General features: G+C 61.8%; 9 protein-coding genes. 6 read left to right on the top strand and 3 right to left on the bottom strand.

Features of this window, described 5'->3' with window-relative positions; genetic code table 11:
- Positions 1 to 29: 29 nt before the first annotated feature.
- Entirely contained in the window at positions 30 to 839 is an 810-nt protein-coding gene (locus Q1A71_RS19830) for a response regulator (protein ID WP_299680700.1), read from the bottom strand.
- Between the two features lie 108 nt (positions 840 to 947).
- On the opposite strand from Q1A71_RS19830, the gene Q1A71_RS19825 reads away from it, so the two are divergent.
- From Q1A71_RS19825 to Q1A71_RS19815, 3 genes are read left to right on the top strand one after another with little or no spacing between them, the layout of a single operon-like run.
- Positions 948 to 1106 (top strand): NepR family anti-sigma factor, encoded by a 159-nt coding sequence (locus tag Q1A71_RS19825; protein WP_299680696.1) that lies wholly within the window; start codon positions 948 to 950, stop codon positions 1104 to 1106.
- The gene (locus tag Q1A71_RS19820) at positions 1103 to 1660 is read left to right on the top strand and encodes an RNA polymerase sigma factor (protein ID WP_299680693.1); all 558 of its coding nucleotides are present in this window, start codon (positions 1103 to 1105) and stop codon (positions 1658 to 1660) included. The genes Q1A71_RS19825 and Q1A71_RS19820 overlap by 4 nt, the downstream gene beginning before the upstream one ends.
- Positions 1661 to 1662: 2 nt before the next feature.
- The gene (locus Q1A71_RS19815) at positions 1663 to 3387 is read left to right on the top strand and encodes a sensor histidine kinase (RefSeq protein ID WP_299680690.1); all 1725 of its coding nucleotides are present in this window, start codon (positions 1663 to 1665) and stop codon (positions 3385 to 3387) included.
- A gap of 328 nt (positions 3388 to 3715) precedes the next feature.
- Here Q1A71_RS19815 and Q1A71_RS19810 read toward each other — a convergent pair whose 3' ends face one another.
- Positions 3716 to 4282, bottom strand: coding sequence for a cupin domain-containing protein (locus tag Q1A71_RS19810; protein ID WP_299680687.1), 567 nt, complete (start codon positions 4280 to 4282; stop codon positions 3716 to 3718).
- A gap of 201 nt (positions 4283 to 4483) precedes the next feature.
- Between Q1A71_RS19810 and gabT the strand changes: the two genes are divergently transcribed.
- Positions 4484 to 5881: a 4-aminobutyrate--2-oxoglutarate transaminase gene (gene gabT / locus Q1A71_RS19805; RefSeq protein ID WP_299680685.1), complete on the top strand. Its 1398-nt coding sequence runs from the start codon at positions 4484 to 4486 to the stop codon at positions 5879 to 5881.
- Between the two features lie 49 nt (positions 5882 to 5930).
- Here the strand turns inward: gabT and Q1A71_RS19800 are convergent, their stop codons facing one another.
- Positions 5931 to 7550: an FMN-binding glutamate synthase family protein gene (locus Q1A71_RS19800; RefSeq protein ID WP_299680682.1), complete on the bottom strand. Its 1620-nt coding sequence runs from the start codon at positions 7548 to 7550 to the stop codon at positions 5931 to 5933.
- Positions 7551 to 8086: 536 nt separating this feature from the next.
- Here Q1A71_RS19800 and Q1A71_RS19795 point away from each other — a divergent pair.
- Together Q1A71_RS19795 and Q1A71_RS19790 are read left to right on the top strand one after the other, a co-directional pair.
- Positions 8087 to 9145, top strand: a complete 1059-nt coding sequence (locus Q1A71_RS19795; RefSeq protein WP_299680679.1) for a carbon-nitrogen hydrolase family protein — start codon at positions 8087 to 8089, stop codon at positions 9143 to 9145.
- A gap of 68 nt (positions 9146 to 9213) precedes the next feature.
- Positions 9214 to 11964, top strand: coding sequence for an aminotransferase class I/II-fold pyridoxal phosphate-dependent enzyme (locus Q1A71_RS19790; protein WP_299680676.1), 2751 nt, complete (start codon positions 9214 to 9216; stop codon positions 11962 to 11964).
- Positions 11965 to 11967 lie beyond the last annotated feature (3 nt).

The raw sequence follows: 11967 nt of genomic DNA, 5'->3' as shown, positions 1-11967 counted from the left end.
GCTTTTTATTTTTGGAATAAGTCCTTGCGTCAGGCTTTTAATGTTTCGGTTGAAGAGAAGAACATGGCCTGGCTGACGGCTGAGATCACCTGATCTTCGGTATAGGGTTTGGAGATCAGGAAGGCAGGTTCGTGCTTGTCGCCCGTGAGCAGACGCTCCGGAAAGGCGGTGATGAAGATGACCGGGCGCTCACCCAAATTCGCCATCAGATCATTCACCGCGTCGATGCCCGAAGAATTATCGGCCAGCTGAATGTCGGCGAGGATCAGGTCCGGCACATCGGCTGCGCCGAGCTTGACCGCCTCATCGCGGGTGCGGGCGACGCCGGTGACGCGGTGGCCCATGTCGGAGACGATGCTCTCGATATCCATGGCGATGATTGCCTCGTCCTCGATGATCATCACCGAGCCGGAGACCGCATCGGCCATCTCGCGGCGCGCGATGCCGACCAGCGCTTCGGCCTCGGACTGGTCGATGCCGATGATCGTGGCGACATCGCCGAAACTGAAGCCCTCGACACTGTGCAGGAGCAGCGCTTCGCGGCTGTGGGCGGTCAGCCGGGCGAGATGTTTCTGCGCCCGGGCCTGCAGGCCGCTTTCGTCATCTTCCACGGGGGCGCCGGCGCTGGACCAGATGCCGTAGAGCACGCGAAAGACGCCGGTCTTGACCGACGTGCCGTCGAGCACGGAGCGGTCGGCCAGAATGGCCTCAAGCGCCGCTGCGGCGAAACGATCGCCGCTGCTCTGGCTGCCGGTCATCGCCCGGGCAAAGCGCCGCAGGTAGGGCAGGGCATTGCCCAGTTCATCGCTGATATCCGGGGAGACGGAAACGTCCGACATAAGAAATCGTCCTTTTTTTTACTTTTTCTTGGAACCAAACTCGTACTTGTGTGTTTGGTTCCGACGCAGGTGGGATATTTTCATACCTTATTTGGATTGATCGGCAGTATGACGCAAACAGGAGCAAACCGAAAACGCGAAAGCGTGATCGATGAGAATTTGAAGCGGGTCTATGAGGAGACGCTGGATGAAGGCATTCCCGACCGCTTCAAGGACTTGCTGGACGCGCTGAAGCAGCAGGAGCAGTCCAAGGGTGCGGTGAAATGAGCGCGCCGGATCCTCGGGATGCGCTGGTGGAGCACCTGCCCGCAATGCGAGCTTTTGCGATCAGCCTGACCCGCAATGCCGCCACGGCGGACGACATGGTGCAGGACACGCTGGTCAAGGCCTGGACCAATATCGACAAGTTCGAGGCGGGCACCAACATGCGGGCCTGGCTGTTCACCATCCTGCGCAACACCTATTATTCCTCGCGCCGCAAGGCCAAGCGCGAAGTGGCCGACGTCGATGGCACACATACCGAGGGGCTGGCCGAAAAGCCTGCCCATGACGGGCGCCTGCAGATGAGTGATTTCCGCGAAGCTTTCGCACAGTTGAGTGATGAGCAGCGCGAGGCGCTGCTATTGGTCGGTGCGTCGGGCTTTTCCTATGAGGAAGCGGCCGATATGTGCGGCGTGGCGGTGGGCACTATCAAGAGCCGGACCAACCGCGCGCGGCAACGTCTGGCGGAGCTGATGCATCTCAGCGACGATGAATCGTTGGAGCTGACCGACGACGCCACCATGTCCGTGCTGACGGCGGCGAAGGTGGCGTCCTTCTAGCGATGACGGGTGGATTTCTGGATGGCGATGTCTTTCGGGGTCTCGCCTTCCGCGTTCTGGTGTTTCTGTCGCTTGCGCTGTTGCCATTCGGTCTCATCGCCGTGGTGCAGACCCGCGAGATTGCGCAGCAGGCTGAGGCCAATGCGGAGCTGTCACTGTTGGGTCTGACCGAGCTTGCCTCGGGGTCCGAGCGGAGTTTTATCCAGGAGGCGTTTGGCGCGGGTGAGGCGCTGAGTTCCGTCGTGCGGCTCTTTGGGGAAGATCAGGCGGCCTGTGCTTCCTTCATGCGCACCTATCAGCAGACCTCCGGGATCTATGACGTGGTGGGGTTCATTCCTGCCGATGGGGTGATGACCTGCTCGTCCGCAGGGGGCGCCTATGATTTTCGCGCCTATACGGATTTCGAGGCGGCGCTGGAGACGCGGGAGCGCGCGGTGATCGTGAACCGGACGGGCCCGATCAGTGTGCAGCCGGTGCTGGCGATGTTGCAGCCCGTAGAGGTCGCGGAGACCTTCGCAGGTTTCATGCTGCTCTCGGTGCCGATCTCGATCATGCGCGAACGCCCGGACCCGCCCAGCGAGATGTTGCCCAGCGATCTGGTGATATTCAACGGTCTGGGCGAGGTGCTGACGACGGACCGAGCGCGGCTGGTCACGGAGGCGGATCTGCCGCAGAACCGCAGCCTCAAGACGCTGGTCGGCGAGCGAACGGCGGTCTTTGAGGACGTGAACGTGGAGGGGGCCGACCGCGTCTATTCGGTGGTGCCCATCGTGCCGAATGTGGTTTATGCGATGAGCATCTGGCAGCGTGAGGCGGTGTTGGCGAGCACCGGGCAGACCGGGCGGCTGAGCATTTTCCTGCCGGTCGTCATGTGGCTGGCGAGCCTCATTGTCGCGTTCTGGGCGATCAACCGGCTGGCCATTCGCTATATCCGCAAGCTGGGCCGGCAGATGCGGCTCTTTGCCTACAACAGGTCGATGCCGCGCACGGCCCTGGGGCCAGAAGTGCCGCGCGAGTTCGTGCAGATCCAGACGGCGTTCATGGGTATGGCGGAATCGATCATTCAGGACGAGGCCTCCCTTGAGGACTCGCTTCGGGAGAAGAATATCCTGCTGAAAGAGGTGCATCACCGGGTCAAGAACAACCTTCAGCTGATTTCCTCGATCATGAATATGCAGATCCGGCGTGCGCCGACAGAGGATGCGCAGCGGGTGCTGCGCCGGTTGCAGGAGCGCATTCTCAGCCTCGCCACCGTGCACAAGAATCTCTATCAAAGCGACGGGTTGGAGCGGGTCAACGCGGGCGAGTTGGTGGAAGAGATCGTGGGCCAGCTTCTGGTCGTTGGCCTGCCGCCGGGGTCCGCCGTACAGGTCGAGCAAAGCTATGACACGGTGCATCTGGACACCGACGATGCGGCGCCGCTGACCCTGCTGGTCTCGGAAGCGGTGACCAATGCGATGAAATATATCGGCCATGCCACCCCTGCGCGCCCCGCAACGCTGAAGATCGCGTTGCGGCAACAGGATCCGGAGACGGCGGCCTTTGTCATTTCCAACACGGTGGGCGAGGACCCGACAGCCGAGGGCACAGGGCTCGGCACGCAGCTGATCAACGCTTTTGCCCGCCAGTTGAACGCCGAGGTCACGACCGCCGCCGAGGACGGGATGCACACTCTGACGCTGACCTTTCCCGTGCCGCATCGGGCGAAGCATGTTCACGACTATTAGACTTTTATGGATCCAATGTGGAACAAAGCAGCCGATTGCCGCGTTTTTGCCCGGAACACGGAAGAAAGGAGCCTGACATGTCGACTGACCTTTTCGTCTTCGGGCTTGCCATTCTGACTGTGGTTGCGCTGATCGTTCTCGTTCTCACAAGTGAGGGCAAGAGTGGGCGTGGCGACGACAAGGAGTGAACCGGTCGTCGCCGAACCATTGTAGATCGCTTGGGTCGGGGAGTATCGCCACTGCCGATCCCAAAGGGACTGTCCGAGGTGGACAGAGGGAAGCCGAAGAAGCAGAACCCCGACCGCGCAGAGCGGTCGGGGTTTTTCGTTCAGAAGCTGGGAGGCGTGCAGGCGCTGATGATCTCGCAGTCCTCACGTCCGGTATTCCGGAACCGGTGGGGCAGGCGGCTGTTGAAGAGATAGCCGTCGCCTGGGCCGAGCGTGCGCACCTCGTCGTCCACGGTGATCTCGATCTCGCCGCGGATGATCACGCCGGCCTCTTCGGCGTCATGGCTCAGCATGCCGGGGCCCGTGTCGGCCCCCGGAGCGTAGCGTTCGTGCAGCAGCTGCAGGGCGTGATCCTGGGCACTGCCGAGCTGGCGTAGGGATAGAAGCTGCGCTTGTGCGCCATCGAGATGCGGCGGCGCGATCTCGGTGAATTCATCGGCACCATAGAAATACTTGCTCTCGCCGGGCTCCTCCAGCGTGGAAAAGAATTCCGCCATGGAGACCTGAATCGCGTCGAGCAGGCTTTTCAGCGAGGCCACGGAGGGGCTGGTCTTGTTCTGCTCGATCAGGGAAATCGTGCCGTTGGTCAGCCCGGCGCGGGTGGCGAGTTCCCGCTGGGAGAGCCCACGATTTTTGCGGATCGCACGCAGCCTGTGTCCGATATCCACGAGGAAAGCTCCTTGCTGGTCGTGTGACGTCTTGGTTTTGCTTGGTTTTTTAAACAGCACCGGTGGCCTTTGCTCAATGTTTTTCTTTGAGCCGGTGCGAGCCGTTTAAAATCTGCTGCAGAATCGCGATTGACAAGGAAATTAAACGTCGTATCGATATTTTAAACAGACTCGTTTCACCCGACATCAGAGGATCCTGTCATGGCCACCATTGCGAAGTCCCCGACCACAAAACCCAAGGCCCGCAAGGCGCGGACCAAGAAACCCCCAAAGATCGAGGTGGTCGCCTCGACCCCTGAGGCACAAAGCAATGCGGCCCTGCTGGCGCGGCGCGAGGCGGCGGTGCCGCGGGGCGTGGCCTCGGCCGCTCCCGTCTTTGCCGACCGGGCCGAGAATGCCGAGCTGTGGGACGTGGAGGGCAAGCGCTACATCGATTTTGCGGGGGGGATCGCGGTGCTGAACACCGGCCACCGGCATCCGGAGGTGGTGGCTGCGGCCAAGGCGCAGGAGGATCGCTTCACGCATACCTCGTTCCAGGTGGTGCCCTATGAGCCTTACGTGGCGCTCGCCGAGAAGCTGAACGCCCTGGCACCCGGTGATTTTGCCAAGAAGTCGCTCTTGGTGACGACCGGTGCGGAAGCCGTTGAAAACGCGATCAAGATCGCGCGTGCGGCGACCGGGCGGCCCGGTGTGATCGCCTTCACCGGCGGCTATCACGGGCGCACGCTGCTGACGCTCGGCATGACCGGCAAGATCAGCCCCTACAAGAAGGACGTGGGGCCGTTCCCGGCGGATATCTTCCGCGCGCCATTCCCGTCGGTGCGCGATGGGATCACGGTGGAGGATGCGCTGACCGGGTTGCAGAACCTCTTCCTGACCGATGCGCAGCCCGACCGGGTGGCAGCGATCATTATCGAGCCGGTGCTGGGCGAGGGCGGCTATGTGCCGGTGCCCTTTGAGATGATGCGCAGCTTGCGGGCGATTTGCGATGAGCATGGCATTTTGTTGATTGCGGATGAGATTCAGGCCGGCTTTGCGCGCACGGGCACCTGGTTCGCGGTGGAGCATTCCGGCGTGGTGCCGGACCTGATCACGGTCGCGAAATCCATGGCGGGCGGCTATCCGATTGCCGGGGTGATCGGCCGCGCCGATGTGATGGACGCGATGGACCCGGGCGGTCTGGGCGGCACCTATGGCGGCAACCCGGTGGCCTGTGCTGCAGCTTTGGCGGCGATTGACGCCATTGAGCAGGAGGGGCTGCTGGCGCGGTCGCTGCAACTGGGCGAGACCTTCCGGGCGCGCTTTGCCGAGATCGGCGCGCGCGTGGCGCCCTACCGGATGTGGGACATCCGGGGCTTGGGCGCGATGCTGGCGGTGGAGTTCGTGAGCGATTTCGAGACGGCCACCCCGGATGCGGCCCTGGTGAAATCCATCTGCGCGCATGCGCTGAAGCGTGGGCTGATCCTGCTGGGTTGCGGGATGCACGGCAATGCGCTGCGCATCATGGTGCCGCTGACCGCCTCGGATGAGATCATCGCGGAAGGGCTTGCAATCTTTGAAGCAGCACTTGCCGATGCGGTGGCCGAACAGGCGGCCTGACCCTCGGAGCAGATGTGAGAAGGGCGCCCCTGCGGCGCCCTTTTTCGTGTCAGCAGGGTGGGGGCGCGAAGCTGGCCGCATCCGCGCGCGCCCAGCGTTTGCGATAATCTGCACCCACGTCCGACTGGTTGTCGAAGAGGAAGCCCATGGGCAGATAGGGGTAAGCATCGTTGCCCTCGGCCATTTCCTTGTCGCCCAAGCGCACCATCAGGTGTTGGGGCATGAAGTCCCCGGGATGTTTGAGGCCCGCGGCTCCTGTCATCTCGCCGAGCGCTTTCAATGTGTTGTCGTGGAAGCGCGCGACGCGTTGGGATTTTGAGCCCACGTCCAGCGCGCGTTGGCGAATGGGGTCTTGCGTGGCGACGCCCACCGGACAGTGATTGGTGTGGCAGGCCTGCGCCTGAATGCAGCCGATGGAGAACATGAAGCCCCGCGCGGAGTTGCACCAATCAGCACCGAGAGCGAGCGCGCGCGCGAGGTCGAAGGCGGAGATGATCTTGCCCGCCGCCCCGATGCGCACCTGATCGCGCAGCCCGGCGCCACGCAGGGTGTTGTGCACGAAGGTGAGCCCTTCGATGAGGGGCATGCCGATGTGGTTGGAGAACTCGACGGGGGCCGCCCCCGTGCCGCCCTCGGTGCCGTCGACGACGATGAAATCGGGCACGATGTCTGTTTCCAGCATTGCTTTGACCATGCACATGAACTCGCGCCGGTGGCCGATGCAGAGCTTGAAGCCCACAGGTTTGCCGCCGGACAGCTCGCGCAATTGCCCAATGAACTGCATCATCTCGATGGGCGTGGAGAAGGCGGAATGGGCGGCGGGTGAGACGCAGTCCTCGCCCATGGGAATGCCGCGTGCCTCGGCGATCTCCGGGGTGATCTTGGAGGCGGGCAGCATGCCGCCGTGGCCGGGTTTGGCGCCTTGGCTGAGCTTCAGCTCGATCATCTTGATCTGGTCGAGGCTGGCGGTCTCGCGGAACTTCTCGGGGTCAAAGGTGCCATCCTCGGCGCGGCAGCCGAAGTATCCGGAGGCCACCTGATAGATCAGATCGCCGCCGCCCGCCTTGTGATACCGGCTGACCGAGCCTTCGCCGGTGTCATGGGCAAAGCCGCCGAGTTTGGCGCCGGTGTTCAGCGCCTGGATCGCATTGGCGGAGAGCGAGCCGAAGCTCATGGCCGAGATGTTGTAGAGCGAGGCGTCGTAGGGGTGCGTGCATGCCGGGCCGCCGATGCGCACGCGAAAGTCACAGTCTTCGATCTCGACCGGGGCCACGGAATGAGTGACCCAGGAATAGCCCGCGTCATAGACCCGTTCGCGGGTGCCGAAGGGGCGCTTGTCTTCCTGTCCCTTCGCGCGTTGGTACACGAGGCTGCGCGCGTCGCGGGAGAAAGGCTCCTCATCCTGATCGGATTCGATCAGGTATTGGCGGATCTCGGGGCGGATGCCTTCGAAGAGAAAGCGCATATGGCCGAGCACGGGGTAGTTGCGCAGGATCGAGTGATGCGGCTGGCGGACATCGTGCAAGCCGAGCAGCGACAGGAAGATGAACATGGCCGCCGGGATCAGCATCCACCATGTCCAGATCAGGGCAGCGATCAGGCAAAGGAGGCTGGCCGCCACGACACCCGCGAAGGTGGTGTAGCGCATCATCGAGGAGAGATCGGGCATGTGGTGGTCCTGCTCTGGCTGCAGCGGAAATGGGCGAGCGCCCCGGCTGGCGGGTTCACGAAAAATTAAACATCTGAAAATGATGAGTCATTGTGCAGATTTGCGCAAGGATTTCTGTATCACCCTTTTGCGACAGCAGCTTTTGCCATGGCGCTTGATCAGCGGCGCAAAGCTTCGTACGCTTTAAATCGGTCGGCTGCGCATATGATCAAAAAGCCGAATCCCGCGAGACGACGGGGTGGCGCAGACCGTGACAAGAAACGGGGGACCTGTTGCCGACGTACCTGCCTATAGATCTGCCCTTGTGCTCTCGCAGCCAGAGACCCGTGGAGAGAGGTCATGGATACGTTTAAAATAATATCCAAAACGCGGGACGCTGTGCCAAATACCTGGGCACAGTGGGCCTTCCCCAAGGTTCCTTTTACCCGACATGCGTATCAGTGGTTCCAACCTGCGCCCGATGGGCGTAAGGCAACGCGGTGCGAAGCTTTTTGTGGGCCGGGGCGGCCCCCTTCGCCGCGACGGAGTGTTTTGTTATGACCCCATTCGCCATTGCCGGCGTACAGATGTATGTGAACGCGTTGCATTCCAACGTGGAAGGAATGATCCATCGGCTGGACGTGCTGATGGCGCGCTTCCCCTGGACGCAGATGGTGCTGTTTTCGGAGCTGGCACCCTATGGGCCTTTGGATAAATTCGCGCAGGCGCCGCAGAACGAGGCGCTTGAGACCTTCTGCGAGGCCGCGCGCAAACACCGGGTCTGGCTCATTCCGGGGTCGATGTTTCTGCGCGACCCCGAGACCGGGCTGGTCTTCAACACCGCCGTGGTGATCAACCCGGACGGTGAGATCATCAAGCGCTATGCCAAGATGTTTCCGTTCCGGCCGTATGAGACCGGGATTGCGGCGGGCACGGAGTTCTGTGTGTTCGACGTGCCGGAGGTGGGGCGCTTTGGCCTGTCGATCTGCTATGACATCTGGTTTCCTGAGACCACGCGGCAGCTGACGGCGCAGGGGGTCGAGGTGTTGTTGCATCCGGTGCTGACCGGCACGACCGACCGCGATGCGGAGCTGGCGATTGCGCGGGCCACGGCGGCGCAGTTTCAGTGCTATGTCTTTGACGTGAATGGCCTGGGTGCAGGCGGCGTGGGGCGCAGCCTTGTGGTCGACCCTTCGGCGCATGTGCTGCACCAGTCGGCGGGGCAGGAGGACATGTTCCCCATCGAGATTGACCTCAACATGGTGCGCCGCCAGCGCGAGACGGGCATGAAGGGACTGGGCCAGGTGCTCAAGAGCTTCCGCGACCGCTCTGTCGACTTCTCGGTCTATGATCGGGACAGTGGAACCGATGCGTATCTGAAGACGTTGGGCCCATTGGAAATACCACAGCAGGGGACGCGCGCGGGACTTCACGTGGATGTGCCAGCTCAGAAAGTGCAGGAAACGCCAGCCTTCAAGGGTATGGCGATCGACACGCTGTCTGGTGCTGTTGCCGCACAACCTGCAAACCAGACGAGTAAAGCCGCCCAAACAGAGGTAGCGCCAAAACCCCTGACCGACGGTACAGGGGAAAACGAAAAACAATCTAGCGGGTAGATCGCCGGAGAAGAGCGGGCACTGCCCGCGCTGCAACGGTGGTTCTCCCGGACAGCGGAGGACAACTGATGCATGCGATAAACGATTATTCTTCGGCGATTCAATTGCGATCTGACCGATGGAGCGCGCTGCGGGAAGCAACGGCGGGCCTGACCCGCGGCCCGAAGCCCAAGCAGGAAGCGGCGCTGCGCAAGACTGTCGAAGAGCTGTTCAAATCGCTCGCGGTGATCGAGCCCTATTGGGCGTTTCCCGGCATGGCGGCCTTCGATCACATGCGGCGGCAGTTCGAGCATGGTTCCTTCGATGATCTGGCTTTTGCGGTGGGGCGCGTCACGCGAGCACTGACCACAGGAGCCTATCGGCGGCGGCATATCCCGCTCGAGCGGGACAGCGTGGATCATGAGGAACATGACGACGAGGCGATGTTGCCGCCCGAGGCGCGGGCGCTCGCCAAGCCCTACTTCGAGGTGCTGATCGTCGACAATGTGAACGAGCATCAGGAACGCTGGCTGCGCAGCAACGTGACGCGGATGCGGCGCCCGGAGGACCCGTTTGTCTATGAGGCGCTGGTGGTGCCGAGCCTCGAGGATGCGCTGGTGGCGGTGCTCTTCAATCACAACATTCAGGCGATTGTGGTGCGGCCCGGGTTGGTGCTGAAGTCACGAATGGATCAGGAGATCGTCGCGCGGTTTATCACCCGTGCGGGTGGGCAGGAAGAGATCGACAACATGCTGCCTGAGAATTATGGGCCGGAGCTCTGCCGGCTGGTCGCGAAGGTGCGGCCGGAGCTGGATGCTTACCTCGTGACCGAACGCTCGGTGGAGGAGATCGCGGGGCTTGATCTGGGGATTTGCCGGCGGGTCTTCTATAATCAGGAAGACTTCATGGAGCTGCACCTGAACATCCTGCGCGGGGTGCAGGCGCGCAACAAGACACCGTTTTTCACGGCCTTGGTGAACTACTCAAAGCAACCCACGGGTGTCTTTCACGCAATGCCGATCAGCCGCGGCAAGTCGATCTCTCGGTCGCATTGGATTCAGGACATGGGGGCGTTCTACGGGCCGAATATTTTCCTTGCGGAAACTTCGGCGACCTCGGGCGGCCTCGACAGCCTGTTGGAGCCGCATGGGCCGATCAAGGAGGCGCAGGAGTTGGCGGCCCGCGCCTTTGGCTCGAAACAGACGTTTTTCGCCACCAATGGCACCTCGACCTGCAATAAGATCGTCGTGCAAGCCCTTGTTCGGCCTGGAGATATCGTGTTGGTAGATCGCGACTGCCACAAGTCGCATCACTATGGGATGGTGTTGGCCGGGGCGCAGGTGAGCTACCTCGATAGTTATCCGCTCAACGAATACTCGATGTATGGCGCGGTGCCGCTGCGCGAGATCAAGCACCGTTTGCTGGAATTGAAAGCTCAAGGCAAGCTCGACCGGGTGCGGATGCTCTTGCTGACCAACTGCACCTTTGATGGGCTTGTCTATAACGTCGAGCGGGTGATGGAAGAATGTCTGGCGATCAAGCCGGATCTGATCTTCCTCTGGGACGAGGCGTGGTTTGCCTTTGCGCGGTTCAACCCGACCTATCGCCAGCGCACGGCCATGTCGGCGGCGGGCACGCTGAAAGAGAAGTTCCGCAGCGACACGCACGAGCGGCTTTACGAGGCGCAGCAGTCGATGCTGGAGGGCTGCGATGATGAGAAACTGCTCGATACCCGGCTGATCGCGCCGCCGAATGCACGTGTGCGGGCTTATTCGACACAGTCAACGCACAAGACGCTGACCTCGCTGCGGCAGGGCTCGATGATCCATGTATTCGATCAGGACTTCAAGGGCGAGGTGGAGCAGGCCTTCCACGAGGCCTATATGACCCATACCTCGACCTCGCCCAACTACCAGATCATTGCGAGCCTCGACGTGGGACGGCGGCAGGTGGAGTTGGAAGGCTTCGAGTTCGTCCAGCGCCAGATCGAAGCCGCGATGTCGATGCGGCGGGCGATCATGACGCACCCGCTTTTGTCGAAGTATTTCAAGGTGCTGACGGCAGGGGATATGATCCCGGATCATCATCGGCAATCGGGTATCACCAGCTATTACGATGCCCAGCAAGGCTGGACCGATATGTGGGACAGCTGGGAGCAGGATGATTTCGTCCTGGATGCCACGCGGGTCACGCTCGCGGTGGGGGGCACCGGCTGGGATGGCGACACGTTCAAGACCGATATCCTGATGGACAAATACGGCATCCAGATCAACAAGACGTCGCGCAACACGGTGCTGTTCATGACGAATATCGGCACGACGCGGTCGTCGGTGGCGTATCTCATCGAGGTTCTGGTGGAGATCGCCAAATCGCTGGATGAACGGCTGGATGATGCGAGCCGGATGGAACGGTTGTCGTTTGATCGGCGGGTCAAGGGGCTCATGGAAGAGCTGCCGCCGCTGCCGGATTTCAGCCGGTTCCACGATGCCTTCCGGCAGTGCGATGTGACGGGCGAGGGCGATATCCGCTCGGCCTTCTTCCTCGCCTATGACGAGGAGAAATGCGACTACCTCGACATCAACGGATCGCTGGGGGCGGCCCTGGAGGCGGGCGAGGAGGTCGTCTCCGCCAGTTTCATCATCCCGTATCCGCCAGGTTTCCCGATCCTGGTGCCCGGGCAGGTGGTCAGCAAAGAGATCCTCGCCTTCATGCTGGCGCTGGATGTGAGCGAAATCCACGGATACCGGCCCGATCTGGGGCTGCGGGTCTTTACCCAAGAGGCGCTGCAAGCGCTCGTCGATGCCAAGAACGGCACTTCTCTGGCCTCTGCGGCCGAATAAACC

Source organism: uncultured Roseobacter sp. (assembly GCF_947493125.1).
In the GTDB taxonomy this organism is placed as follows: domain Bacteria; phylum Pseudomonadota; class Alphaproteobacteria; order Rhodobacterales; family Rhodobacteraceae; genus Roseobacter.
This window is presented reverse-complemented; position numbering and strand designations above follow the sequence as displayed.